This is a genomic window from Amycolatopsis samaneae (assembly GCF_039541975.1).
Classification (GTDB): Bacteria; Actinomycetota; Actinomycetes; order Mycobacteriales; family Pseudonocardiaceae; genus Amycolatopsis; species Amycolatopsis samaneae.
Window position 1 is genome coordinate 357820 of sequence record NZ_BAABHG010000004.1, and the last position, 26954, is coordinate 384773.

21 protein-coding genes are annotated in these 26954 nt (G+C 69.9%); 8 read left to right on the top strand and 13 right to left on the bottom strand.

Annotated features, from left to right (window positions below; genetic code table 11):
* Window positions 1-45: 45 nt before the first annotated feature.
* From ABD987_RS11850 to ABD987_RS11875, 6 genes are all read right to left on the bottom strand, one after another.
* The gene (locus tag ABD987_RS11850; protein WP_345390609.1) at window positions 46-3189 is read right to left on the bottom strand and encodes a TIM-barrel domain-containing protein; all 3144 of its coding nucleotides are present in this window, start codon (window positions 3187-3189) and stop codon (window positions 46-48) included.
* Window positions 3190-3363: 174 nt separating this feature from the next.
* A complete protein-coding gene (locus tag ABD987_RS11855; RefSeq protein ID WP_345390612.1) occupies window positions 3364-4119 on the bottom strand; it encodes a Scr1 family TA system antitoxin-like transcriptional regulator in 756 nt (251 codons plus the stop codon).
* A 128-nt stretch (window positions 4120-4247) separates the two neighbouring features.
* Window positions 4248-5351 carry a methyltransferase domain-containing protein gene (locus ABD987_RS11860; protein WP_345390615.1) on the bottom strand — a complete coding sequence of 368 codons (1104 nt, stop codon included), beginning with the start codon at window positions 5349-5351 and terminating at the stop codon, window positions 4248-4250.
* A 2-nt stretch (window positions 5352-5353) separates the two neighbouring features.
* Window positions 5354-5497, bottom strand: coding sequence for a hypothetical protein (locus ABD987_RS11865; protein WP_345390618.1), 144 nt, complete (start codon window positions 5495-5497; stop codon window positions 5354-5356).
* 71 nt (window positions 5498-5568) lie between these two features.
* The gene (locus ABD987_RS11870) at window positions 5569-5868 is read right to left on the bottom strand and encodes a hypothetical protein (RefSeq protein WP_345390621.1); all 300 of its coding nucleotides are present in this window, start codon (window positions 5866-5868) and stop codon (window positions 5569-5571) included.
* Window positions 5865-6023, bottom strand: coding sequence for a hypothetical protein (locus tag ABD987_RS11875; RefSeq protein ID WP_345390624.1), 159 nt, complete (start codon window positions 6021-6023; stop codon window positions 5865-5867). Before ABD987_RS11875 ends, ABD987_RS11870 begins: the two co-directional genes overlap by 4 nt.
* A 113-nt stretch (window positions 6024-6136) precedes the next feature.
* Between ABD987_RS11875 and ABD987_RS11880 the strand changes: the two genes are divergently transcribed.
* Window positions 6137-7249 carry a helix-turn-helix domain-containing protein gene (locus ABD987_RS11880; protein WP_345390627.1) on the top strand — a complete coding sequence of 371 codons (1113 nt, stop codon included), beginning with the start codon at window positions 6137-6139 and terminating at the stop codon, window positions 7247-7249.
* Here ABD987_RS11880 and ABD987_RS11885 read toward each other — a convergent pair.
* Window positions 7246-8745 (bottom strand): FGGY-family carbohydrate kinase, encoded by a 1500-nt coding sequence (locus ABD987_RS11885; RefSeq protein ID WP_345390630.1) that lies wholly within the window; start codon window positions 8743-8745, stop codon window positions 7246-7248. The two genes, ABD987_RS11880 and ABD987_RS11885, sit on opposite strands and share 4 nt — an antisense overlap.
* A 107-nt stretch (window positions 8746-8852) precedes the next feature.
* On the opposite strand from ABD987_RS11885, the gene ABD987_RS11890 reads away from it, so the two are divergent.
* The 7 genes from ABD987_RS11890 (at window position 8853) to ABD987_RS11920 (ending at window position 18594) form a co-directional block, all read left to right on the top strand.
* Entirely contained in the window at window positions 8853-9845 is a 993-nt protein-coding gene (locus ABD987_RS11890; RefSeq protein ID WP_345390633.1) for a LacI family DNA-binding transcriptional regulator, read from the top strand.
* A gap of 170 nt (window positions 9846-10015) precedes the next feature.
* Window positions 10016-11545, top strand: a complete 1530-nt coding sequence (locus ABD987_RS11895) for a sugar ABC transporter ATP-binding protein (protein WP_345391595.1) — start codon at window positions 10016-10018, stop codon at window positions 11543-11545.
* Complete coding sequence (locus ABD987_RS11900; RefSeq protein WP_425551080.1) at window positions 11542-12582, top strand: ABC transporter permease; 1041 nt, start codon at window positions 11542-11544, stop codon at window positions 12580-12582. Before ABD987_RS11895 ends, ABD987_RS11900 begins: the two co-directional genes overlap by 4 nt.
* Window positions 12583-12614: 32 nt before the next feature.
* On the top strand, window positions 12615-13625 hold the full coding sequence (locus ABD987_RS11905) for a substrate-binding domain-containing protein (RefSeq protein ID WP_345390635.1): 1011 nt from the start codon (window positions 12615-12617) through the stop codon (window positions 13623-13625).
* A gap of 112 nt (window positions 13626-13737) precedes the next feature.
* Window positions 13738-16188, top strand: a complete 2451-nt coding sequence (locus tag ABD987_RS11910; RefSeq protein WP_345390637.1) for a glycoside hydrolase family 172 protein — start codon at window positions 13738-13740, stop codon at window positions 16186-16188.
* Window positions 16189-16231: 43 nt separating this feature from the next.
* Complete coding sequence (locus ABD987_RS11915; protein ID WP_345390639.1) at window positions 16232-17644, top strand: L-fucose/L-arabinose isomerase family protein; 1413 nt, start codon at window positions 16232-16234, stop codon at window positions 17642-17644.
* Window positions 17645-17649: 5 nt separating this feature from the next.
* Window positions 17650-18594, top strand: coding sequence for a family 43 glycosylhydrolase (locus tag ABD987_RS11920; RefSeq protein ID WP_345390642.1), 945 nt, complete (start codon window positions 17650-17652; stop codon window positions 18592-18594).
* A gap of 132 nt (window positions 18595-18726) precedes the next feature.
* On the opposite strand, the gene ABD987_RS11925 is transcribed toward ABD987_RS11920, so the two are convergent.
* The 6 genes from ABD987_RS11925 to ABD987_RS11950 form a co-directional block, all read right to left on the bottom strand.
* Window positions 18727-18879: a hypothetical protein gene (locus tag ABD987_RS11925; protein WP_345390645.1), complete on the bottom strand. Its 153-nt coding sequence runs from the start codon at window positions 18877-18879 to the stop codon at window positions 18727-18729.
* An 84-nt stretch (window positions 18880-18963) separates the two neighbouring features.
* Window positions 18964-19749 carry a DeoR/GlpR family DNA-binding transcription regulator gene (locus ABD987_RS11930; RefSeq protein WP_345390648.1) on the bottom strand — a complete coding sequence of 262 codons (786 nt, stop codon included), beginning with the start codon at window positions 19747-19749 and terminating at the stop codon, window positions 18964-18966.
* A gap of 131 nt (window positions 19750-19880) precedes the next feature.
* On the bottom strand, window positions 19881-22892 hold the full coding sequence (locus ABD987_RS11935; RefSeq protein ID WP_345390651.1) for an endo-alpha-N-acetylgalactosaminidase family protein: 3012 nt from the start codon (window positions 22890-22892) through the stop codon (window positions 19881-19883).
* Between the two features lie 218 nt (window positions 22893-23110).
* On the bottom strand, window positions 23111-23881 hold the full coding sequence (locus ABD987_RS11940) for a DeoR/GlpR family DNA-binding transcription regulator (protein ID WP_345390654.1): 771 nt from the start codon (window positions 23879-23881) through the stop codon (window positions 23111-23113).
* 7 nt (window positions 23882-23888) lie between these two features.
* A complete protein-coding gene (locus tag ABD987_RS11945) occupies window positions 23889-25790 on the bottom strand; it encodes a DUF5107 domain-containing protein (RefSeq protein WP_345390657.1) in 1902 nt (633 codons plus the stop codon).
* A 76-nt stretch (window positions 25791-25866) separates the two neighbouring features.
* Complete coding sequence (locus ABD987_RS11950) at window positions 25867-26946, bottom strand: ABC transporter ATP-binding protein (protein ID WP_345390660.1); 1080 nt, start codon at window positions 26944-26946, stop codon at window positions 25867-25869.
* Window positions 26947-26954: the final 8 nt, after the last annotated feature.

The window sequence follows — 26954 nt, forward strand, 5'->3', positions numbered from 1 at the left end:
GTATCGGGGCGGCGCCCGGCTTGGCGCCGCCCCGATACGCCTGTCTCAGGCCAGGCCCATGGCGAACACGTGCATCGCGGAGTTGCCGGGCAGGGTCACCGCGACGACCTCCTTGCCCGCCGTCACCGGCACGGTGGTGGCGAACACCCGGTACGGCGTCGTCGGATAGGCCGGCCCGGTGCGGGTGTTCTTGCCGAGCACGGTGGCCACTGTGGACGCTCCGTACTGCGCGGGATCCGCACAGCACCAGTTCGGGAACCCGGTGTCCGCGGAGCTCGTCGTGCCGTCGGCGTAGTGCAGGGTCACCGTGCCCTTCGCCGTGCCGGTGCCCGTCCCGGCCAGCACCAGCCCGGAACCCTTACCCGCCAACGAAATCGTCTGTCCGGAAGCGACGGTGTTGTCCGGGCGCCCGGTCCCGGCGTCCGGCCAGGTGAGCCGGGCGCCCCTGGCCTCGAAGGCCGCGCCCGGTTTCAGCCCGGCCTCGGCGAGCCCCTCGGCCCGGAAACTGCTCCCGCCGCCGTCGAGGTCGCCCGCGGCGAGGTGCGCGGCGTCGGTGACCCCGGTGTTCCCGGCGGCCGCGCCCAGCGACGCGTAGGGCACGGTGACCGTCGCCGAGTCGGTGACCCGGTGCTCGCCGAGTCTCGCCCGGTACCGGACGGAGCCGGTGAGCTGGTAGTCCTGGGGTTTGACCGCGGCGTCCGGCGCCAGCGTCACCGGGACACGCAAGGTCTGCCCCGGCCACACCAGCCGCCCGCCTTCGACCGCGACGTCGGCGTGGAACCCGTCCGCGGCCGAGACCGAGAAGGTCACGTCCCGCACCGGCAGCGGCGTCCCGTTGGTGAAGCTCAGCGTGGCCTGCGCGGACGCGCCGGGCGCGACCAGCGGCGGCGCGGTGAGCGTCACCGAACCCGCGTTGTCCTCCGGGAAGAACCCGCCCACCGCGCTCGCGCCGTAAAGCCGGACGTCCTGGCTTTCGGCGGCCCCGATCGGTGCCGTCTTGACCCGCACGACACCACCGCGGTCGGCCGCGTCGTACCACCAGCCCGAGGGCGCGGCGTCGAGCTCGGCCCGGCTCGCGTACTGGCGCAGCACACCGTTCCCGGCCTGGACGGCGCCCGGCTTCGATCCCGTGTGGACGGTCAGCTGGTAGCGCCGCGCGTCCGGCTTCCCGGTGTAGGAACCGGAACTGGCGCCGATGCCCACCGTGACCGTACCCGGCCCGGACTTCGGCGCGTCCACGGTGAACCGCTGCGTCGCCTGCTGCCCGCGCTGGTAGCCACGGGTGACGCCGTCGTCCTCGGTGAGAGTGAACCCGCCCTTGCCCTGCGGGTAGACGTCGAGGTCCAGTGAGCTCTTGTCCCGCGTCTGCCACGATTTCGTGCCCTCGGCCCACATCGGCACCACCGCACCGGCACGGACGAACAGCGGCAGCGTGTCCAGGGGGGCGTTGTAGCCGTCCACTGTGGTCGGTCCGGTGTAGGTCCGGCCGGACCAGTAGTCGATCCAGGTACCCTTCGGCAGGTAGATCCCGTTGCGCTTGTTCGACTTCTCGTACACCGGCGCGACCAGGAAGTCGGTGCCGGACAGGAACTCGTACTTCGCCTTGTCGGTCCACACGTTCGGATCGCCGGGGTACTCCAGCGCGAGCGGGCGCACCTGGCCGACGCCGGTCTCGTGCGCGGCGGCCGAGTAGCTGTAGGTGTAGGGCAGCAGCCTTTCCTTGAGCAGCAGGTACTTCCGGTTGATCGAGGTGTAGGGCTCGCCGTGCCGCCACGGCTGCTTGTCCGAGGCCGCCCAGCCGTCCATGGTCATCGCCACCGGCAGGAAGGTCTTCCACTGCAGGTCCCGCGCGTAGGTTTCCGGGCTGCCACCGAAGATGCCGTCGATGTCGCCGGTGTTGTAGGCGATCCCGGAGGTCGTCGCGCCCGCGTAGGTCGGGATCTGCCAGCGGATGTAGTCGTAGGATCCGGACTGGTCCCCGCTCCACAGCACGCCGCAGCGCTGCGCGCCCGCCCAGCTGACCGGCTGCCACACGAAACCGCGCGCGTCGCTGTTGTCCTCGATACCCTTGTGCGCGGTGTCGCACGCGTCGAGCGCGAACTGGTACCCGGGCCCGACCCAGGCGACGTCGAGCTTGCGCACCCGCACGCCCGCCTTGACCTCCTCGCCCTGGTTCGGCAGCCCGTTCTCGGTCCACAGGCCCAGTTGCATGTTGTCCTTGCGGAGCCCCTCGCCGACCTGCTGGAGGTTCTCGTAACCGCAGCCGTAGCCGTCGTTGACGAGCATCCAGCCGTTGGGCATGCCGTTGGCGGTGTAGCCGTCGGCCACCTTCAACGCGTCCAGCGTGTGCCGCTCGCCGCGGTTCTTGTTGTGCAGATAGCAGTCGGAGTCCCCGGTCTCCAACCCGTAGATCGGGGGCAGGAAAGGCTTTCCGACCAGATCCGTGTAGCCGGAGATGACGTCCTTGAGCCCGTCGCCGACCACGTACACCGCGTCGAAGCGCTTCTCGTCGTGGGTGGTGCGGACGGGATCGGTGAACGAGTAGCTGCCCGGCGCGAAGGTGTTGCGCAGCACGCCGTAGCCCGCGGTGGAGGCGTAGAACGGCTGCGAGTTCGGGGCGCCGCCGTCGTTCCAGTTGTCGTCGGCGAAGATCTTGATCGTCTGGTCGCGGTGACTGAACCGGCCGTTCTGCTCCCCGCCGCCGACGAACTGCTCGGCCGCGCCGCGGGCGAGGGTCTGCGTCGTGGTCTTGCCGTCCCAGGACAGCGGCGCGGACTCCGCCCAGATCCGCCTGCTGTCCGAACCGTCGTAAAGGGCGAACTTCAGCGGGTGCTTGTAGGCGCGCACCGTCGCCTTCGGTGTGGAGATCGCCCAGTACGCGCCCTTGTCGACCCGGCGCGGCGTCGCGGGCTGCCCAGCCCGTGGCCGGACGATCTTGCTGCCCGCCGGATCGGTGAAGTTCCCGTCCGGGGCCAGCCACAGCCGCACCGCCGCCTCGGCCGGGAAGCTGACCTTCACCGCGGCGGCGCCCGACTTCAACGTCACCGCCGGACCGTCCGCCGAGATCCCGGTGAGGTCACCGAGCCGCCCGGACGGCGCGGCGGCCGGCTCGGCGTAGGCGGCCGTCGGGGCGAGAGCGAGGATCGTGGCTGTCGCCAAACTCCAGAGCGAATGCGCAACTCTGCTCATTTGTGGCACCTTTCGCGCATGAACACGCATGATGCCTCTGTATAGCTCACCCCGGGCGCGCTGTCATCAGCCGAACCGGTTCAGGACGCGGAACGCCCGACTTCCGTAGGTAGCTGTCGCGGCCGTCCGCGCTACCGCGTGCCGACGACGGCATCCACCGGACAGCCCGGCCTGTCACACCTCCGACGGCAAGAGTGTGCTGACGTGACCGGCGATGACGCCGCGAGACTCGCGTTCGGGCAATGCCTGTTCCTCGAGTGAAGCCATGGTGTGCCGGTAGTGCGCCACCGCGCTCTCACTGGTCAGGTAGGCGTGGCACCGATTGTGTTCGGCGACGATGACCTGCCGCTCTCGATGGAGTGTCATGCACGCGAACGCAGCGGGCAGCGGCCACATCACCGTGTCGGGCACGACCTGGATCGGCACGGTCTGCTTCAGCAGGTGGTGAAGCTGGTGTCGACGGACGTCACGAGCGGCCGGGAACTGGCGTAACGCACGTTCGCCGAGCAGTACCCGGTAGCGCATCGAGAGAACGTGTTGCCGCGAGGCGGCGAGAACCACTCGTTCGTCCTCGCCGCCGAGCGCCTCGACGTAGTCGGGAGTTTGCAGCGGCGCGGGGATCACGTCGGGCGCCCATGCCGTGATCCCGGCCGCCCGGTGCTCGTACTCCAGCAGCAGCGGCGGGTGAGCCGCCGGGTCCGCGTCGACGAGATCGGGATTACCGACCTGGCGCGCCAGGTCGAGCAACCGGGCGCCTTCGTCGGCGCCCAGATGCAGGCCGCCGACGATCCGTGCCACGTTTTCCGCGCGCGGCGCCCGGCGCCCGGTCTCGTACAAGGCCAGGTCCGGGAAGGGGATACCGGTACGCGCGCTCAGTTGCCGGTAGGTGATCTTCTGCGCCTCCCGGGCTGCGCGCAGCCCGACACACAACGCGACAGCTGCCGGGGTAATGCTCTGCTTCGTAGAAGCGCACGAAGTCAGCGGTCGCTCCTCTCGGTCGTGACGGCACGCGCCTCGCGTACCAGCGGGTAGCCGGTGTTCGCTCTGTCGATCACGGCCTACTGGATCCCCCAACCGCGGCTGGTCGGCTTTCCCAGCCACACCGTCTGCGTGCCGTCCGGCGCGACGGTCAGCCCGTACGACTGTGGCTGTGGTTCGCCGTTGTCCTGCCACCATTCGTAAGCCGCGAGGGCTTCGTCCCACAACCGCCGGGGGCCGAACTGCCAGACGGGCAACGCGTCGGCCCGTGGGTCGGTGTCGACACGGGCCCAGGATCCGCTCGCGGTGTCGTGGAATTCGACGACATGCCGGTACTGGACGTCTTTGTCTTCCCAGTGGGTCAGATAGCAGGCGGGCACGCGCAGCCCGATCGTGAACGCCGCCTTCTCGAACGCGACCAGTTCGTACATATCGCCGCCGCGCAGCGTTGTTGTGGACTTGTCGGCGTACTCGATCTGTTCCTGGGTCGGGTCGAGAAAGGTCCGTCGTTGGTTACGGACCCGCATGAACTCAAGGTTGTCCCCGAACCGTCCCGACGCCTGCCCGCCGTCGACAACCAGCCGCAGCAACGCGCCGTTGCAGTAGTCGGTACCCCACGGCAGCACCAGCACGCCGCCTTCGACGGTCTGCTCGATCCACGCGGCGGGCACGCGCCGCACCGACGCGGTCGCGATCACCCGGTCGTAGGGCGACCCTGCCGGAAAACCCGCTGTGCCGTCCCCTTCGATCACGGTCACCCGATACGGCGTAACCGCCAACGCGGCCCGCGCCGCGTCGGCGATCTTGCCGTCGACCTCGACCGACGCCACCCGCCCGGCACGCCCGACCCGGCACGCCAGCAGAGCGGCGTTCCAGCCCGTGCCGGTACCGATCTCCAGGACCCGATGTCCGGGTCGCACGTCGAGTTCGCCGAGCATCTTCGCTACGAGCGAGGGCTGGCTGCTCGAACTGGTCGGCACCCGCCCGATCCCGCCGACCGGATGCCCGTCGTCGACCTGAGTCACGATCGGCCCGGCGGAGTTCACCAGATCCAGCCACCGTTGCCGATCAGCCGTCCGGGAAACAGGAACGAATCCGTGACCGTCAGGGTTGTCGTCCCAGATCACCTCCGGGATGAACAGCTCCCGGGGAACCTCATCGAGCACACTCGCCTGATTCGTCACGTTCAGTTCTTTCCGTGCTTGCCGGTGTCATCGCCTTTGTCGCCCCAGTTCGACCACTTGTCAGTCTGCGCGTCACCCCCGCCATCACGTTCGCTCTCGTGACGACCGGCCTTGTCCTCTTTGTCGTTGCCGTTCTTGTCACCCATGCTGACCTCCATCAGTCGTTCGTGTACAACAGGTACTTCGCCACGCCGCCCTGCGTCGGCGCGGAGCCGAATCACGCACGTGGGTGCGGCACCGGTCGAATGACCGACCGGCGAGAAAGGGGCGGATAACCGCCCGGCGGCGGCGAATAGCCCATTGCCTCGCGGTACTCGCGTTCGCAGCTCCAGCACTGGGCAGGGACACCGTGCGCATCCCGCTGCCCACGATCGTGATATTCGGCGGTGGCAACCAGACCGCACAGCATCGCGACTCCCTCGCCGGGCGCGGGCAAATGGTCGAGCCACGCCCGATGCCAAACCCCATCGACGATCGGATGCAGATGCGCGAGGTCGACGTAGATCACCGCGCTCATGACGGCCGCTCCACCTCGCCGCTGCCGTCGCGCTCGTCCTGCTCACGCCGCCGACGCGCCGCTTCATCAGCCAACTGCCGCTGAAGTTGCTGTTCGACCATCGCGCGCGCCGCGATTTCAAGCCCGTCAAGGCCCTTACCGGTCACGCTCACCATACGCCGCCCTTCTTCCCAGATGCTTCTCTCGTTCTCCCTCAGGTAGCCTTGTCGTCACACGGCGTCATCGGAATGGGTTCGCCGTTTGCAAGGGTTTGCAGACTGGTGGTCACGTGAGCGAACTGGGCGAACGACTGAAGGCGGCACGGGCCGCGGCGGGTGTCAGCCTGGCCTCTTTGGCGGCGAAGACCCACTACAGCAAGCCGTACCTCAGCCAGCTTGAAAACGGAACGAGGACCGTCAAGCCCGACCATGTCACCGCCTATTCGCGCGCGTTGAGCATCTCCGTGGACTCGCTATACGGCCCGGCACAAGATCCCCTCCGCGTCGCGCACGAATGGCTGGTAGCGGATACACCGGTAGCGCTGCACCGGCGGGCTGGTCGACGCGTCGGCGAAAGCCTCGTCAGCGAGTTGGAGCACCGCGTTGTCGAGCTTCGCCACCTTGACGACACGGTGGGCGGAGGCGACCTCATTCCGCTCGTGCGGCGCGACCTGGCCGGCGCAGAGGACACCGTGAAGCGCGGAAGCTATTCCGAGTCGGTCGGACGGCGGCTTCGCGTGGTGGTCGGCGAACTCGCCCAGCTGGCAGGGTGGGTTGCCAGTGACGCGGGGGCTCACGTCGAGGCCGAGCGAACTTACCTCAGCGGCGTCTCGGCAGCACAGGAGGCCGGGGACACCGCACTCGTCGGCCAGCTCCTTTCATCGCTGTCGTACCAAATGGCGAACGTGGGTGATCCGGCCGATGCGGCACTCCTCGCGAAGAGTGCCGTGGCCGGCGCGCGCGACATCTCTCCGGTTGTGCGAGCGCTGCTCCTGGAGCGCGTCGCGTGGACAAGCGCGCGCTCTCGCGACCGAGATGCAGCTCGGCGAGCGCTCGACGCGGTCGATGATGCCTACGCTGCTCGCACGCCGGGCATCCCCGAGCCGGAGTGGGTCTACTGGATGTCTCGGGACGAGATCGACGTCATGGCCGGGCGCTGCCTGATCGAGCTTGGCGACTCGGCGAGCGCCTTACCGCTGCTGACCACGGCCATCGACGGCTACGACGTGGACCATGCGCGAGAAAAGGCCCTGTATCAGACGTGGCTCGCGGAGTCGTACGCACGAGCGGGTGAGTTGGACGCGGCACGCAGCATCATTGGACGAGCCCGAACCACCACGGCCGAGGTGAACTCGGCCCGGCTGACGGATCGGGTGGAGAAGATCGAACAGCTTGTGCGCTAAGCCTCGGCGGCGCGTTGCTGTGCGGCGAGGAAGTGTGCGGTGTCCGCCGTCGCGGAGTAGAGCGCGCGGTAGTGCCGGTAGAACTCCTCGTACCGCGCGGCCGCCACCGGATCGGGCTCGACGGTCGAGGAGATCGGGTTCCACCGCGCGACGTCGACCTCGACACCCGCGCCCTCGGCCGCGAGCAGCGCGTCGCCGAGGCAGGCACCGATCGTCTCGGCGGGCACCTGCTGCGCCAGCCCGGTCACGTCCGAGACGATGCGGGTCCACAGCCCGCCGGTGGTTCCGCCACCGACGGCGACCAGCCGCCCGGCCGCGCCACCGGCCTGCGCCATCGCCTCCAGGTTGTGCCGGACGCCGTAGGCGATGCCCTCCAGCGCCGCCCGGTAGACCTCGGCCCTGCCGTGCCCGGTGGTCAGCCCGGCCAGGACGCCCCGCGCGTCGGGATCGAACAGCGGCGTGCGCTCCCCCGCGAAGTACGGCAGCAGCAACAGTCCCCGGCTGCCCGCGGGCACCTCCGCCGCCCGCGCGACGAGTTCCGTGTAGCCGAGGCCGAAGAGCCCGCGCAGCCAGTCGGTGATCGAACCGGACGTCGCCATCCCGGCGGCGAGCGTGAAACTGCCCGGCGTGACACCGCGGGTCCCCCACAGCCCCGGATGCGGGCGCGGTTCGGTCAGCACCTGGACGAGGAACATCGTGGTGCCGTACATGACCATGACGTCACCGGGTTCGCGGACGCCGACGCTGGTCGCCTCCGCCCACGCGTCCACGGTGCCCGCGACGACCGGCAGCCCGCGCGGCAGCCCGGTCCGTTCGGCGGCCTCCGCGCTCACCTCGCCCGCGATCTCGCCGGGCCACAACAGGTCCGGCAGCGCCACACCGGGCGCGACCCGCTCGGCCCAGTCCCGCGCCCACTCCCCGGCGGCGAGGTCGTACATCGGCGTGCACTGGCTGGCCGAATGGTGATCGAGCACGTACCGCCCGGTGAGCCGGTGCACCAGGAACGAACTCGCCATCAGCAGCTTCTTCGTGCGCCGGTAGACCTCGGGTTCGTGCCGCGCCAGCCAGCGCAGCTTCGGCCCGACCGCCTGACTGGTCAGCGGCGAGCCGCACCGCGCGAGGATGTCCGCCGCGCCGAGTTCGTCGTCCAGCTCGACGATCTCGGCGACCGCGCGGGTGTCGACGCCGTAGAGGATCGCCGGACGCAACGGCGAGCCCGCGTCGTCGGCGGGCAGCAGGCAGGGCCCGATGCCGCTGACGCCGAGCCCGGCCAGCGCACGTCCGCCGGCGGCACGCAGCAACTCCCCGGTGATCGCGGTGAAATCTCGCCACCAGACGTCTTCCGGATCGTGCTCGACCCAGCCGGGGTGCGGTGTCGACACCGCGTGCTCGCGGACCGCCCTGGCGAGTACCTCGCCCGCCGGATCGACGAGCACCCCCTTCGAACTCGACGTCCCGATGTCCACCCCGAGCAACAGACCCGTGCGCGGTGACATCAGACCTCCAGCCGTGGCCGACGTTCGAGAAATCGATTACCACGCTATGGTGATGCCCTCAGGTGTGTCAATGCGGACAGGCCAACACACAGCAGGGGACAACACGAGTGGCGACGATATCCGACGTGGCGGCCAGGGCGGGCGTGTCCACCGCGACGGTGTCCAGGGTGCTGAACGGGAAGTCCACTGTGGACCCCGCGCTGGCCGAACGGGTGACCCGCGCCGCCGAGGAACTCAGCTACACGCCGAACGGCCTCGCCCGCAACCTGCGCCGCCGGGAAACCGCGGTGCTGGCGCTGATCATCTCCGACGTCGAGAACCCGTTCTTCACCGCGATCGCGCGCGGGGTCGAGGACACCGCGCAGGCCGCGGGCTATTCGGTCATGCTGTGCAACTCCGACGAGAACCCGGCGAAGGAACGCCGGTACGTCGAGGTCGCGGCGATGGAACGGCTGGCGGGCGTGATCATGTCGCCGACCACGCCGGACAGCGACGTCCGCCCGCTGCTGGAACACCGCACGCCGATCGTCACCGTCGACCGGCGGCTGCGCTCCGCCGACTGCGACGCGGTACTCGTCGACTCCCGCGCCGCCGCCAAGGAGGCGACCCTGCACCTCGCCGAGCGCGGCTACACCCGGATCGGCTGCGTCGCCGGGCCCGCCGGGGTGATGACCGCGGACGACCGGCTCGCCGGTTTCCGCGACGGAATCCGGGCCGCGCAGGCAAAGTCCTCCGCCCGCTGGATACGCCGGTGCGAGTTCCGCGGCGCCGCCGGACGACAGGCGGCCGACCACCTGCTGTCGCTGCCGGAACCGCCGGACGCGCTGCTGGTCTCGAGCAGCACGATGGCGGTCGGGGTGCTGCAGGCACTGGCGGACCGGGGCCTGCGCGCGGGCCGGGACGTCGGGATCGTCGCGTTCGACGACGCGCCGTGGACGACGCTGATCGATCCGGCGCTGACCGTGGTCGCCCAGCCCGCCGGCGCGATCGGCCAGCTCGCCGCGCGGCTGCTGCTGGCGCGGATCGCCGACCGCACCACGACGACCAGCACCACGACCATGCGGGCACAGCTGCTGATCCGGGACAGTTCGCACCGCTGAGGCGGCATTGGGCCGTTCCGCCTAACCGGTCAACCGCTACCGAAGTGACGCTTGACACAGTCGGCATCCCACACCTAGCGTCTTGAGTAATCGATTACCCACTACCACCTTCCGCTGACGTGAGGTGTTGTGAGGTGTCCGTGAGCGTCCCCACCGCGCCGCTGGTCGCGATGACCGGCATCAGCAAGACCTACGGCGGCACCCTCGCCTGCGACGACGTCGACCTGACGGTGCGCGCCGGCGAGGTCCACGCCCTCCTCGGGGAAAACGGGGCGGGCAAGTCGACGCTGATGCGCGTCCTGTCCGGCGACGTCACCGATCACCACGGCACCGTGGCGATCGAGGGCAGGCCGACGCGGTTCGGCTCACCGCACGACGCGCAGCGCGCCGGGATCGCGATGATCCCGCAGGAACTCGACCTGGTACCGGGGCTGTCGATCGCGGCGAACATCTTCCTCGGCCGGGAGCTGCGCACGCGCGCGGGCATCATCGACGTCCGCCGGATGAACCGCGAGACCGGGGATCTCCTTGCCCGCACCGGGATCACGCTCGATCCGAAACGGCACGTCGGCGAGCTGCGCACCGGCGAACAGCAGCTCGTCGCGATCGCCAAGGCACTCGCGCTGGACGCGAAGGTGCTGATCATGGACGAGCCGACGTCCGCGCTTTCGCCCGCCGAGGTGACGCGGATGTTCGCGGTGATCACCGAACTCCGCGCGGCGGGCGCGGGAATCGTCTACATCTCGCACCGGATGGAGGAGATCAGCCGGATCGCCGACCGGGCGACGGTGCTGCGCAACGGGCGCGTCGCCGCCGCGTTCGCGACCGCGGACCTGACGGTGGCGCAGGTGACCGAGGCGCTGGTCGGCCGTCCGGTGCAGGCATTGTTCCGTACCGAACACGGCAGTACCGGGCGGGAGTTGCTCCGGCTGACCGACTTCGCGCTCCGGCCGCGGCGGACCCGCCCCGGCCGCCGGGAACCGGACGGCGTCTCGCTGAGCGTGCGCGCCGGGGAGATAGTCGGGCTGGGCGGATTGCTCGGCTCGGGACGCACCGAACTGCTCGAAACGCTGTTCGGCGCGGGCACCCCGGGCCGGCGGCACGGCGAGCTGCGGGTCCGCGACCGCGTGGTCCGGCCACGCCGCCCGCGTCAGGCGATGCGGCTCGGCATGGCACTGGTCCCCGAGGACCGCCGGATCTCCGGTCTGGCGCTGTCGCACTCGATCCGCGCCAACACCGTACTGTCCATAGTGGACCGAATCGCGGTCGGCGGGTACGTCCCGCGTAAGCGGGAGACCGGCGCGGTCCGCCGCGTCGTGGACGAGCTGAAGATCAAGATCGGCGGGCTCGGTGACGCGGCGAACACGCTCTCGGGCGGCAACCAGCAGAAGATCGTGCTGGGCAGGGCGTTGCTCACCGAGCCGAGCCTCCTGCTGCTCGACGAGCCGACGCGCGGCGTCGACGTCGGCGCGAAGGCCGAGATCTACCAGTTGCTCAGGGAGGCGGCCGGGCGCGGGATCGGCATCCTGCTCGCGTCCTCGGAGCCGGCCGAGCTGGTCGGGCTGTGTGATCGCGTGGTCGTGCTGCACGACGGGCGCAGCGTCCGGGAGCTGGACACCCGCGACGCGGGCGAGGCGGAACTGCTCGCCGCGGCGATGGGCGAGGGCAGAACGGCGGCGGCAGTGGGGGGAGAGTCGTGAGCGAGCAGCAGCGGACCGAGACGCGGCCGGAACCGGCGGAGTTCCTGCCGGGCCGCCGCGCCTCCGTCGTGGACACCCTTTTCCGTTTCCAGAGCCTGTTCGGCCTGGTGCTGGTGTTCGCCGCCGGGATCGTGTTCTCCCCGGTTCGCGACGGCGAACTGATCTTCCTGAGCAGCGACAACCTCTTCAACATCGTCCGCGCGACCGCCGAGATCGGGATCATCGCGGTCGGGATGACGTTCGTGATCCTGATCGGCGGCATCGACCTGTCGGTGGGCGCGGTGCTCGGGCTCGCCGCGGTCGGCTCAGCCGTGCTGATGGTGAACAACGGTCTCGGCGTGCTCCCGACCGTGCTGATCGTCCTGCTCGCCGGGCTGGTTTTCGGCCTGCTGCAAGGAATCGCTTCGGCGGTTTGGGGCATCCAGGCGTTCATCGTGACGCTGGCGGGCCTCCAGATCGCCCGTGGGCTCGCCCGGATCTGGTCCGGCGGGCAGGGCGTGCCCATCCCGTACGGTGACGGTCCCGGCAAGGCACCCGTGGCGTTCTCGCTGCTCGGCGAGCGCACCTTCAACGGCCTGGTCCCGATCCCCGCGATCATCTTCGTGATCGTCGCCGCGCTCGCCATCGTCTTCCTGCGCACCAGCGCGTTCGCCCGGCACCTGTACGCGATCGGCGGCAACGAGAAGGCGGCACGGCTCTCCGGTATCCCGGTCGTGCGGGTGAAGGTGCTGGTGTTCGGCCTGTGCGGGCTGCTGGCCGCGCTGGCCGGCATCATCCACGCCGGACAGCTCAACCAGGGCAGCCCCAACGACGGCAACACCTACGAACTCGACGCGATCGCGGCGGTCGTGGTCGGCGGCACCGCGCTGCAGGGCGGTCGGGGCTCGGTCGTCGGCACCGTCGCCGGGGCGCTCATGCTCGGCGCGCTCAACTACATCCTGGGGCTCAACAACATCGACTCGAACGTGCAGCTGCTCATCAAGGGCCTCGTCATCGTGGCCGCCGCCGGTCTGCAACGACTCCGGCCGACACCGTGAACCGGCCGAACCCGGCAACAGGGAGGAACGCCATGCCCGTCCGTCCACGCACCGGACTCACCGTCACCGCACTGGCCGGGGTGCTCGCACTGGCCTCGGCCTGCGGCACCACCAGCGAGAACTCCGGACAGGGCAAGCAGACCGGGCCCAGTCAGGCCGCCTGCAAGGGCGCGGGCGGCAGCTTCACCATCGGGATGAGCCAGGCCAACCTGTCCGAGCCCTACCGGCAGCAGATGAACGACGACATCGCCAGGGCGGCGAAGGGGGTGCCGCAGTTCACCGTCAAGTTCGCCGACGCCCAGCAGGACAACAGCAAGCAGGTCGCCGACGTGGAGAACTTCCTCACCCAGAAGATCGACCTGCTGATCATCAGCCCGAACGAGGCGAAACCGCTGACCGCGGTGGTGAAGAAGGCCTACGACAAGGGAATCCCGGTGCTGGTGCTCGACCGGAAGGTCGAGGGCGAGGCGTACACGCAGTGGATCGGCGCGGACAACGTCGAGATCGGCAAGCAGGCCGGAAAGTACCTGGCCGAGAAGGTGCTGCCGCAGGGCGGGAAGATCGCCGAGATCCGCGGGCTCGCCGGATCGACCCCCGCGAAGGAGCGGCAGGACGGCTTCGCGCAGGGGATCCAGGGGCACAACATCGACATCGTGTCCACAGTGGATGGCGACTGGCTGCGGGAGAAGGGCCAGCAGCAGGCGGACGCGGTGTTCAAGGCCCATCCCGAGATCCAGGCGGTGTACTCGCAGAACGACCCGATGGCCGAAGGCGCCTACCTCGCCGCGAAGGCCGCCGGGATCGACCAGCGGCTGAAGTTCGTCGGGATCGACGGACTGCCCATCCCCTCCGGCGGGATCAAGGCCGTCGAGGAAGGCCGCCTGTCGGCGACGTTCGTCTACCCGACCGCCGGCCGGGAAGCCGTCGGGTCGGCGAAGCAGCTCCTGATCGACTGCAAGCAGCTGCCGAAAACGCAGCTTCTCCAGACCTCGCTGGTCACCAAGGAAAACGCGGCCGAGGCCTACGCGAAGGGCAACAGCTAAAGCTTTCCCGTCCCCACCCTGGTAGCTCCTCCCTCCCCTCCCCCACCGATCGGAGTGCGCCATGCACAGCCGAAGAGCCCGCCCTGCCCGCAGACCACTACTGATAGCAGCCATGACAGCACTGACCATAGTAGGAATACCCGCCACCGCGGCCGGGGCCGAACCCGACCGGCCACCGTCGGCGGCCTCGGTGGGGCCGATCGGCTGGGACGTCTACCGGGATCTGGACGCGATGGCGGCGCTGCGGCCGGGCGCGCAGACCAAGCAGTTCTCCAGCTTCGACCGCACGGGCGGCAACGACGACGGCTTCAACGGGACCTACAGCTGCCTGCGGATCACCGCGGAAGGCTGCGTGATCGCGGAGAAGACCGGCGCCGGTGAGATCGAGAGCATGTGGTTCACCCGGGACAGCGGGAACATGGTCAACAACGGCCGTCTCAGAGTCGAGCTCGACGGGCGCGCCGTGCTGAACAGCTCACTTCAGGACATTGTGGACGGACGAATGGGCGCGCCGTTCGTCTGGCCGCTGGTCGGCAACGGCGACGACACCTCCGGCGGCTCGGTGATCAAGGTGCCGATGCCCTACCAGCGTTCGATGCGCGTCACCGTCCAGCACAACCCGCTCTTCTACCACGTCACCTATCGCGAGTTCCCCGACAACGCGGGAGTGCGCACCTTCGACCCGCGCGATCGGGCGCTCGACGTCGTGGATCGCCTGCGGGGCTTCGGGATCCGCGATCCGAAACCCGCCGCGCACCGTGCGCGGACGGACTCGGGCACCGCGAACGTCCCGGACGGCGCCACCGCGCGGTTCGCCTCACTCGGCGGCCCCGGCACGATCAGCCAGCTCCGGGTGACGCTGCCCCAGCTGGTCTCCGAACCGCGGGTCCGCGACGACGGGCGGGCGTTCGGCGCCGGCGGGCACAGCTCGTTCCGGATCGCGATCGATCCGGACAACACCGGCGTCCGGCTGACCCGGCGCCCGGATCCCGCGATCGGCCACCAGGTCGCCGACGTGACCGTGGACGGCAAACCCGCCGGGCGGTGGACGACCGGCGCGCCCACGCCGCGCGGGGTGTGGACCGATCAGGTCCTCGACCTCCCGGCGAGCCTGACCGCCGGCAAGTCCTCACTGCGGATCACGAACACGTTCGTCTCGTCCGACCTCGACGTCAACGAGTTCCGCTACGACGCGCACTCCCAGGTGAACGGGAAGTGGCGCCGCACCGACGTCCTCGACCTCGGCCCCGGCCATCCTGGCGAGGAGAAGACGCACGACTACCAGCTGACCATGCAGACCTGGAACGGTTTCCAGATCTACCGGTACGAGCGTGACGCCGCGAAGCTGGCGGCGTCACAGGCGGTGCTGTCCGGTACCCGGCTGCGGATCACCTTCGACGGGAAGACCACTGTGGACTCCCCGCTCGGCGAGTTCTTCGGCTCCGGGCTCGGCAAGTTCGACACCCGCACGATGCTGTCCTCGATCGACGCCACCGAAGGCGGCGCGCTCACCGCGTGGTGGCCGATGCCCTACCGCCATGACGCGGTCGTCGAGCTGGTCAACCACAGCGGGCAGCCGATCACCGGCGCGGCCGTGGAGGTCACCTCGGCCCCCACGCCTGCCACCGAGGCCGGGCTGCGGCCCGGCGGCGGGCTCGGCTACTTCACCGCGACCAGCCACAAAGGACTGACCGAGAACGGCAAGGACTGGTCGATACTGAAGACCGCGGGCCGAGGGGTGTTCTACGGCGTGACACAGAGCATGACCGGGCTCATCCCCTCCGGCAACCGGCGCGACTACCTCGAAGGCGACGAGCGCGTCTACGTCGACGGCGTGGCCAGCCCGCAGTGGCACGGCACCGGGACGGAGGACTTCTTCGAGTCCGGCTGGTACTTCCGCGACGGCACGAACTTCGCGATGCCGCTGGCCGGGAACCCGGCGTACAAACTGGACGGTGACGGCTGCCGCTACGACTGCACCGGCGCCGTCCGCCTGCTGGCGGGGGACGCGGTGCCGTTCTCCTCCGCGCTGGACTTCGGGATCGAGCACGGCCCGGTCGACAACGAGCCCGCCGAGTACGGCACCACCGCGTACTGGTACGGCCAGCCGGACACCGCCGCCCGTCAGACCGACCTCGTCGACGCCGGGAACGACGCCAGCAGGCGCGACCACGGCTACACCGCCGACGGCGAAACCCGGAGCAGCCTGACGTCGAGCTTCGAGGGGACCCAGCACCAGGTCCCGGTGACCCGCGAAGTCACCGCCGCGACCGGCGAGGTGCGCTTCACCCTCGCGCTGGACCCGCGCAACGCGGGCGCGCGGCTGGTACGGCTCGGTGACCAGAACGCTGCCTACCAGCAGGCCGCGGTGTTCGTGAACGGCAGGCAGGCGGGCACCTGGACCGAACCGCTGGGCAACAGAACCCTGCGCTGGCTGGAGGACACCTTCGCGCTCCCGGCGAGCGTGACCGCCGGCCGCTCCTCGATCGACGTGCGGATCGTGCCCGCGAAGGGCGCCCCCGCGTGGTCGGCCGCGCACTATCGGCTGGAGGTGCTTTCCTGACCCACCGGTACCGCAGGACCGCTCTTCGTCGTTTGGAGGACACATGGCACGCATCGGCGTGATCAACATTTCGGACGGGCGTGACTACGTCCACAGTGGAATCACCGACTTCATCAGGTCCAACGAGGACAAGCTCGTGGCGTCCCTCACCGCCGCGGGGCACGAGGTGGTGAGGGCCCCCTCAGCCGTTTCGGCCAACACCCTCGCCACCTCGCACGCCCGCGGGATCGAGGCGGCGGACGTCGATCTCACCGTGCTGCACTACTGCGTCTGGGCGTTCCCACACTTCACCATGCTGGCCGCGGGCGCGCTGCGCGGGCCGCTGGTGCTGGTGGCCAACACCGACCCGGTGCAGCCGGGCATGGTCGGCATGCTCGCCGCCGGTGGCGCGCTCGACCAGATCGGCCGCGACCACGTCCGGCTGTGGGGCGCGCCGGAGGACCCCGCGCTGATCGCCGAGATCGGGGTGCGCGCGAGCGCCGCGTCGGCGGTGGCCCGGTTGCGCGGCGCGACCTTCGGCCGGATCGGCGGACGGCCGATGGGCATGAACACCACCGTCGCGAACACCGACCAGTGGCAGCGGAAGTTCGGCATCGACGTCGAGGAGATCGACCAGTGGGAGATCGTCCGGCGCGCCGAAGCCGCCGACGCCGGGGAGAAGGCCAAGGCCAGGGCCTGGCTGGAGCAGCACGCCACCGTGCGCTACGACGGGGCCAAGCTCACGCCGGAACTGCTGGAACGGCAGATCGGCTCGTACCTCGCGATGCGTGAGCTCATCGACGAATGGCACCTGGACTTCAGCGGTATCAAGGGCCAGCCGGAGCTCACCGGTCACTTCGCGACGATGGACGTCGCGGAGGCGTTCCTGAACGACCCCTACGACTGGAACGGTCCAAAAGAGACACACGTGTGCGCGACCGAGGCCGACATGGACGGCGCGCTGACCATGCAGCTGATGAAGCACATCTCCGGGACGCCGGTGCTGTTCGCCGACGTCCGGCACTACCACGCCGACCGCGACATCTGGGATCTGTGCAACTCCGGGCAGCACGCCACCTGGTTCGCCGCGCGCAGCGACGATCCGGCGGAGAACCTCGCGCGGGTGACGCTGCACCCGGAGGTGTTCTTCTTCCCCGCCGGGGGCGCCTCGGTCGAACATGTCGCCGCGCCGGGGGAAATGACGCTGGGCAGGCTCACCCGCAAGGACGGCGAGTACCGCCTCCAGCTCATGCTCGGCGAGTTCGAGAACTACGACGAACCGACCACCGCGGAGCTGACCGCGCGCTCCACCCCGGAGTGGCCGCACGCGTTCGCCCGGCTCGACGCGCCCGCCGAGACGTTCCTGTCCCGGTTCGGCGCCAACCACATCCACGCGATCCCCGGCGACCGGCGCGCCGAACTGCGCGCGGTGTGCGCGCTGCTGGACATCGCGCTCGACGAGTTCACCCGGGGGTGAGGGCCGTGCCGGTGAACAGACGGACGATGCTGCTGGGCGGTCTCGCGCTGGGTGCCGGGTTCGGCCTGACGGCCACCGGCACCACCCCGGCCGGTGCGACCCCGGCCAGGGACGACGTCGTGGTCGGGGAGTTCGTGAAGATCTACGACCCGAGCGTGGGCGAAAGCGCGCCGTGGTACCTCAACGATCACACCTTCGTGCGGGACTGGCGCGGGACCTGGCACGTCTTCGGCATCACGCACGCGGAACCCGCCGATCCCGAGCACGAAATCGTCTTCGCCCACGCGACCGCGCCCGATCTGCACGGCCCGTGGACGAAACAGCCGTTCGCGCTCACGGTCGACCCGGGCTACGGGGAAACCCACCTGTGGGCACCGCACGTCATCCGCGTCGGCGGGACGTACCACATGTTCTACTGCGGCGGCGGCAAGGACAACACCCGGTCCGCGATCAACGTGGCCACGTCGCGGGATCTGTTCCACTGGACACGGTATCCGGGCGGCACGCTGTTCACCGACGGCTACGACGCGCGGGATCCCTACGTCATCCGGATCGGCGGGCGCTGGGTGCTGTTCTACACCGGCAACACCGAGCCCAGCGGCGGTCACCACGTCGTGCTCTATCGCACGAGCCACGACCTCCGCCACTGGGGCGAACGCAGGACGGCGTACGTCTCGCCCGAGACGGGTACCTGGGGCGGCCCCACCGAATCGCCGTTCGTGGTGCGGCACGGGCGGTACTGGTACCTGTTCACCGGCCCGCGCGGGGGCTACCTGGGCACGGACGTCTACCGCAGCACCGATCCGCTGCACTACGAGAACGCGGACCTGGTGGGACACTTCGCCTCACACGCGGCGGAAGTGATACAGGACGACGGTGACTGGTACGTCTCGCACGCGGGCTGGGGGCAGGGCGGGCTCTACCTGGCCCCGCTGCGCTGGCTGCGCTGACACCGGGCTCGCCTGTCGCGGACCTCCCGTGACGGGCGAGCCCATCGCCGCGAAAAACCATACGCGTCAAGGGAATTCCCGATGTTACGGTCGCCTGATGACGGCGTCCATGATCGCGGTACTCACCGGCGGTCAAACTCGGAGCCGACGCGTTCTGAACCACTGCCACGGCGTCCGCTTCGCGACGGGGTGCCGCTCCCGGCGTCCGGCGAGCGGGGACAGCCTGCCCTCGGTGCGGTAGTCCATTTCCACCTGCACCAGATCGAAAATCCAGTCGTGTTTCATACCCTTAGCGTGCCGCTGAGGGAGGGGGTCCGGCATCGGACGATCACGCCGTTCCCGGGCGGGCGGGGCCCTTACCCTGACACTTCAGACGGTAAGGACCTCGACGCCCGCGGCCTCGAAAGCCCTTACCGCGGCGGTGTCGGCATCGGCGTCCGTGACCAGCGTGTGCACGTCGTGCGTCGCGCAGATCCGCGCGAAGGCACGGCGGCCGAGCTTCGAGGAGTCGGCCACCGCGACGATCTTCTCGGCCCGCTCGACCATGAGCCGGTTGATGCTCGCCTCGCCCTCGTGGTGGGCGAAGGCACCGGCCTCGGCGTCGAGCGCGTCGACGCCGAGGAAGAGCAGGTCCATGGTCAGCTCGGACAGCACCCGGGTGGCCAGCGGCCCGCTCAGCTCGAACGACTGCGGCCGCGCGACACCGCCGGTGACGACGATCTTGACGTGGGGCCGCACGGCCAGCTCGTGCGCGATGTTGAGCGCGTTGGTCACCACGGTCAGCCCTGGCGCGTCGCCGCGGCCGGCCAGGTCCGCGCGCATCGCGAGTGCCCTGGCCACCCCCGCGGTCGTGGTGCCGCCGTTGAGCCCGACCGCCATGCCCCGCTCGGCGAGCGCGGCCGCGGCGGCGCTGATCCGCTGCTTCTCCGGGACGTGCCGGGCGGTCTTGTAGCGCAGCGGCAGGTCGTAGGCGAGGTCGTTGGCGACCGCGCCGCCGCGGGTGCGGGTGAGCAGCTGCTGTTCGGCGAGGTGGTCGAGGTCGCGCCGGATCGTGGCCGCCGACACGTTCAGCTCGGCGGCCACGTCCTCGACGTCGATCTTCTCCCGCTGCCCGAGCATGTCCAGCAGCGTGCTCAACCGTTCGTGCCGGGCCATCGGCGGTGCTCCCTACCTCTGCGGTGCCGCTCGCGGGGTGTGCTCCGCGCACTGTGCTGCGTCGTTGTACCCCGTTTCGAGCAGTATGCTGCATTCACCGCCGCGGACCACATCGGACCCGCCGGGTGGGATCAGCCGATCTCGTCCACCACCAGGTTGTCCAGGATCAGGTCGTGGTCCTGGTTCTGGGTGCCCGGGGTCAGCTTCGCGACCCCGATCCAGGCGTCGGCGCCGCCCTCGACGGTCGCGGTGAACGTCGTCGGCGTGTGTGCCTCGGCGAAGGTCGTGCTCGTGCCCGCGCCGGTCACGAACGCGTAGTCGCCGGTCTTCGAGGCCTCGTAGGTGAACGACACGCGATAGCGGTGTCCCGGCTCGAACCGCAGGGTCTGCGGCAGCGTCCGGTAGACCAGCCCCTGGTTCTCCTCGTGCGACTTCAGCGATTCCCCGTCGCCGATGACGTCGTCGACGAGCTTCCCGTTCCAGCCCGCCTGGGTGTAGGGCGCGTTCTTCTGCGCGAGGTGCGTGCGCGGGTCGTCAGGCGCGCCGTCGTTCCCGGCGTAGACGAACGGGCCCCAGCCGGTGTCGACGTGCTCGAAGTCCTCGGCGAAGTAGTGCCCGTTCAGCGGCGTCCGTCCGGTTTGGACGACGCGGACGTCGTCGAAGAACACCGGCGGGTTCCCGGCCGCCGCGTCCAGCGCCAGTGTCGCCGTCGACTGTCCTTCCGGGACGTCGAAGACCACCTTCACGCGCTGCGTGGTCGTCCCGGCGTACTCGCTGGCCCGAACGTAGTTCTTCACCGTCGAAGCGTCCGTCCACCGGGTCACGGGCTTTCCCCCGTCCGGGGTCACCGTGAGACTCGCCTTGCGCTGCCCCGGCGCGACCTGGACGTTCACCGACGCGGTGTAGGTCTTCCCGCTGGCCAGCCCGGTGACCCGCTGGGACACCGTGGTCCCGGTGCCACCGTCGAGCCGCAGCTGCCGCTGCCCCGCCGCGTTGGCGGGCACGGACGCCTTGCCCTTGTCACCGGTGATCTTCCAGGCGTCGAGATTCCCGGAGTAGAAGGACGGATCCTTCAGGCCGGTGTTGTCACCCCAGTTCGCGTCGGTGTTCGGCCCGGGATCGGCCGGGTACACGACGTATGGCGTCTTGGCCGCCGCGTCGATGGTGATCCGGCGCGCGGCGTCGACGTCCAGGTCCTTGACGAACCGGCGGCCGGTGTCGGTGAGCTGGTACAGCTTCACCGAGCGCCGGGCACCCCACGACTTCGGCAGCGTCCACTGTGTACGCCCACCCGCCGGATTCCAGTGGTACAGCTTGGTTTCCTCCTGCTGGCTCCACGGGAGGAGGTAGGCACCGCCGGTCAGCACGGGGTGCCCGTCCTTGGCGATCTGCCGGGTCCCGCTCGTGTCGGAGACGCTGACCCCGCCGGACAGCGTGATCGTGTGCGGCGCCCACTTCTGGATGGTGAATCCCTGGAGGTACTTGGTCGGCAAATCGGTGCCGAAGGTCCGGTCGAGGAAGGCCGGGTAGCCCGCGCCGCCGACCCAGCCCTCGTAGGCGCTCAGTTCGCCACCGCCGAGCAGCGGGTCACCCGCGATCCAGTCGTCCTTCTGGTGGTTACGGATGAAGCGGACGATCTGGCTGTTGATGCCCTTGTTGCCACTGCCACCGTAGTTCACGTCGTTGGCCCAGTGGCTCCAGACGCTCTGGCGCTCGAACTTCTCGGTGAACTCCGTCGCGACGTCGTAGCCGAGGTCGTTCATCTCGCGGGCGAACTTCTCCGAGGTGTAGCCGTCGCCGTACCACGTGTCGACGTAGAGGAAGTCGAGATCGGGCACCTTGTCCTTGAACTCCCGCAACCGCGCGAGGCGCTTACCGCTCTGGCCGTCGTGGCGGTAGTCGATGTGGTAGCTCTGGTCGAGCCAGTCCCAGCCGAGATCCTTCTCGACGTCCTTGGCGATCGCCGGGTCGAAGGCGGGCGAGACCGGGTACTCCTCGGTATCCTGGATGTGCACGCCGATGTCGGCGTTGTACCGGTGCGCGTTTTCGACCAGCGCGTTCAGGTCCTTGACGCCGCCCTGCCGCTTGCCGACCCCCGCGTAGTCCGGGTGCGCGGAGTCGTGCCCTTCCGAGCCGTACCCCTTGAGCAGCACGAACTGTCCGAGCCCGTCGGTGTTCAGCGCGACCCGTTTGGTCTCGTCGAGGGTCTGGGTGAACGGGTGCTCGGCGTTCGAGGCGAAGTTGAACGGGATGCGCATGACCGGGCGCCGCGCGACCTGCTGCCAGCCCTTCGGGTTGGTCATGATGTCCCGGAAGGCGATCGCGCCGTCCTGCCAGTCGACGGTCTTGTCGCCGTTGCGGTCACCGGTGACGACGATCCTGGTGTAGGGCAAGGGTTCCGTGTCGGACCGCGCAGCGCCCTTCGCCCGGTAGGTCCAGTCGCCGCTCCACAACCCGGCACGTTTGTAGCCGCCCTTGTCGGCGATCTGCTCGCGGATCCGGCCGTTGTCCTTGGTGGTCGGCCCGGACGGCGTGTCGTAGGCGGAGTTCGTCTCGATCGACGCCGCGAGCTGTCCGGTGTTCACGATGCCGTACATCGCGCTCGACGGCGCGGCCTCGGCCGGGGTGTCCCGGGTGATCCGGGTGAAGGTGTCGCCGGTGCCGCTCTTCGCGGTGTGCATCTTCGCCGTGGCGAGCGCCGCGCCGGGTTGGTCGCTGCGTACGGACACCAGGTTCTGGTCCGGAATGGACAGTGAGCCGACCGGATTCCTTTCGGTGTCCCGGATCTTCGTGACCGCGAAGCCGACCTCGCGGCCCTTGACCCGGATGCTCGCGTCGAGTTCGACCCCGCCGTAGTCGGGGAAGGTGAGCCGGTAGTCCACGCGGTCGCCGGTGCGGCGGCTGCTCACCCGGGGCGTGTAGGCCGTCCCGTCGAGGACCACCTGGCCGATCCTGTCCTCGTTCCCGTACAGCTTCGCCCCGCTGTGCGTGTCGGTGTACCCGACGACGCGCGGAAAACCCGGGTCGACGGTGACCTTCAGGTCCGGCGACCGCAGCGTGACGTACTCGTCGGCCGCCGCCGTCGCGGCGAGACCTCCAGCGGCGACCACGCACAGCGCGGCAAGACAGGCAAGACGGCGCATACGACGCTCCCATGTCCCCGGCCGGCCCCACACCGACCCGACGTCGCCCCATCCTCCGTTCACAACTGCACGAAAGTCAAGCAAAACCTCCAACATCAAACATCTCCACGCACTTTTGCACACACCAAACCAGCGAACTCACGTGATTGAGCACGTAACTCGCGTGATTGAAGGAGGTGCGGCTCTGATCACGCGAGTTACGCGTCTGATCACGCGAGTTAGACGGTGTGGAGGGTGGTGACGGCGGCGAAGGCGGTGGCCAGGGGCTCGGAGAGGGCCGCGTCGGTGACGACGGTGTCGACCGCGGAGATGGGGCAGATCCCGGCGAAGGCGCGGCGGCCGAGTTTCGAGGAGTCGGCGGCGGCGACGACGCGGGCGGAACGGTCCACCATGAGGCGGTTGATGCTCGCCTCGCCCTCGTGGTGGGCGAAGGCGCCGGCACGCGGGTCGAGCGCGTCGACGCCGAGGACCAGCAGGTCGACGGCGATCTCGTCGAGGACGCGGGTGGCCAGCGGCCCGGTCAGCTCGAAGGACCGCGACCGCGCCACACCACCGGTCACGACGAGCTTGACGTGCTGCCACACGGCGAGTTCGTGCGCGATGTTGAGCGCGTTCGTGACCACGGTGATCCCGCCGCCCAGCTCGCCGCGGCCGCCGAGCGCGCGGGCGATCTCGGTCGTCGTGGTGCCCCCGTTGAGACCGACCACCCAGCCCGGTTCGACGAGCGCCGCCACGGCCTCGGCGATCCGGGACTTCTCCGGCGCCCGGCGCGCCATCCGGTACCGCAGCGGCAGATCGTGCGCGACGTCCCCGGCGACGGCACCGCCCCTGGTCCGGATCAGCAGCCGCTGCTCGGCGAGCTGGTCGAGGTCGCGGCGCACGGTGGCGGTCGACACCGCGAGCTCCGCGGCCAGCTCGGCGACGTCGGCGCGGCCCCGCTCGGCCACGATCCGCAGCAGCCCGCCGTGCCGCTCGTCCTTCCGCCTCACCCCGGCCTCACCCCGGCGCCGACATCCGGAAGTCGTAGCGTTCCGGCAGCGGGCGACCGCCGGACACCGCGGCCCACGTGTCGGACAGCGACGTCTCCCCCTCGCGGATCCCGGCGATCTCGAAACCCTCCTCGAAGATCGTCAGCGCCGCGGCGGGATCGCCCTGCGCGAGCCGGATCCTGGCCTCCAGCAGGCGAATCCGCCCGGCGGCCCGCGCCGAGGACGGCAGTGCGTCGAGCAGTTCGGCGGCCCGGTCGGCCGAGCCCGCGGCGAGCTGGGCGCCGATCGCCTCGACCGCCAGCGGGAGCAGCCCCGGCGCAAGGGCGAACGCGCGCAGGTACAGCCGCGCCGCCTCGACCGCCAGCCCACCGGCCCGGGCCGCGACCGCCAGATTCCGCAACGCCCAAGGGTTCTCCGCCGCCGAGACCGACGAACTCCACGCCTGTTTCGCGGCCTCGCGGTCGCCCGCCGCCCAGCGGGCGACTCCCCGGTGGTACCAGACCGCCCAGTTCGACGGCGCCTTTTCGAGCCGGCGCGCCCAGTCCTGGCCGACCAGCGTGGCGGCCGGGACGTGCAACGGATCGCCGTCCGGCGCGACGCCGTCGAGCAGCTCCAGCCACGGCCGCTGCTCGGGCCCGAGCGAGGACGGCGGGAACGGGGTCCCCGGCAGGTCGGCCGTCATCCGGCGCAGCTCCAGCGCGCCCCAGCCACTGCCCTCGTGCAGCATCGCCGACGGTGGCGCGTCGGCGATCCCGCGCCACGCCGCGTGGTATTCGTCCACAGCGGACGCGGAAAGCAGACCGCGTTCCACCGCGTCCGTCGCCACCGTCCATTCACGACCATGCACAGTGGACGGATCGGCGACGACGGGGCCGTACGCCTCCAGCCAGTCCCAGCTCTCGCCCGCGGGCAGCCGCAGGTGTTCCAGCTGGGTGCGCGCGAGCCCGGCCTGGATCTCCAGATAGCCGGGAGCGCCAGGGGCGAGCCAGTCCTGCCACCGGCGTCCGCCCGCGGATTCGCCCCAAACGAACAGTTTCCGGCCGCGCAGCCGGTCCGTGGACACCTGCGCCATGCCGTGGCCGTCGCCGTCCACCGCCGCGATCCACCGGCGTGCTTCCGCCGGGATCTCGAAGAAGTAGTCCGCGGCGTGCTCGTGCCGCGCGGGGTAGGTCAGCTCGTCGCCGGGGACGTCGACGAGGTCGAGCCGCCCGCCGTAGCCGTAGTGCCACGCCTGCTTCGCGGGCACCAGCACGCGGCTCCGTTCGGTACGGGTCACCGCGATGTTCGACCACCAGTAGGCCGGGACGTCATGGGCGTGCGGGTTGCGGATCCGCACCCCGACCAGGAGGAAGTCGGACTCGTCCGGCAGCCAGAAGTCCAGCTGGTAGGGCAGGTCCCGCGTCCGCTCCCACTCCCACAGCCGCAGCACCGGACCGCCGTCCGGACCGGCCACCTCGGCCGCGAACATCGGCGCGCAGGTCAACGTCGTGTGCCCGGTGCTGCCGAGGTTCCATTCGACGCCGCCCGCGAACCAGGCGTCCCGCAACGCCAGGTTCGCGGGCTGGAACACCGGGTTCCGATAGAGCAGTTCGCGCTGGGAAGGCTTGTGGTACAGGGAATACAGCCGCCCGCCGAGCGAGGGAAGCACGGTCGCGCGCAGCCGGGTGTTCTCCAGCACCAGCGCGGGCAACGACCGGGTGCGCCGCTCGCGGCCGTAGCCGTCCTGCAGCCGGCAGGGCAGCACGGTGTCCAGCTGCCCGTAGCCCAGGCCCTCGGCGAGGTCCGGCGGCAGCTCCGCGCGGTTCGCGACCTGCTGGACCTGCTCCGGTTTCACCAGTGGCGGCAACGGGTTCTCCGCCCCGAGCGGTGCCGCGGGCAGGGTCAGTTCAGTACGACCTAGCCTCGTCATGCGATCGACTCGCTCCGCGAGACAGTGTTCAATCCCTTTAGGCGCATGATATCCATGATTCGCTCGCAAGCTTCGCTCATGCGTCGGGCAGCCGATCACCAGAGGCAGCGTCGAACAGGTGCACCGCGCCGGGTTTCGGGGCGAGGCCGAGCTTCTCCCCGCGCTGCCACGGCGCCATCCCCGGCGTGCGGACGGTGAACACCTTGTCGCTGCCCGAAGTCCGGCAGTACAGGTACTGGTCGCTGCCCAGCTCCTCGACGACCTCGACCACCGCGTCGATCCCGGTCCCGGCCTCCCCGAGATCCCAGCCCTCCGGCCGGACGCCGACCACCACACCCGGCCCGGTCAGCGCCGAACGCTGCGCCGGGGTCAGCGGGATCCTCGTCCCGCCGAGGACGACGCCCTCACCATCCACTGTGGACTCCAGAAGGTTCATCGCGGGAGAGCCGATGAACCCGGCGACGAACACGTTGACCGGCCTGGCGAAGAGCCCGATCGGGGTATCGCACTGCTGGAGCACGCCGTCGGAGAGCACCGTGACCCGGTCCCCCATGGTCATCGCCTCGACCTGGTCGTGGGTGACGTAGAGGGTGGTGACGCCCAGCCGCCGTTGCAGCGACGCGATCTGCGTGCGGGTCTGCACCCGCAGCTTCGCGTCCAGATTGGACAGTGGCTCGTCCATCAGGAACACGCTGGGCTCACGCACGATCGCACGGCCCATGGCCACGCGCTGCCGCTGCCCGCCGGAAAGCTTGGCCGGCTTGCGGTCCAGATAGGCCGTGAGGTCGAGCAGCTCGGCCGCCTCGCGAACCCGCTTCTCGCGCTCCTCCTTGGCCATCTTGGCGATCTTCAGGTGAAAACCGATGTTCTCACCGACCGTCATGTGCGGGTACAGCGCGTAGTTCTGGAACACCATCGCGATGTCCCGGTCCTTGGGCGGCAGCTCGGTGACGTCGCGGTCGCCGATGTGGATGGTGCCGTCGTCGACGCCCTCCAGCCCGGCGAGCATCCGCAGCGTGGTGGACTTGCCGCAGCCGGACGGGCCGACCAGCACGAGGAACTCGCCGTCGGCGATTTCGAGGTCGAGCCCGTCCACCGCGGGCTTCTCCACCCCCGCGTAGAACCGCGTGGTGTCGGTGAAGGTCACGGAACTCATGAAGGGTC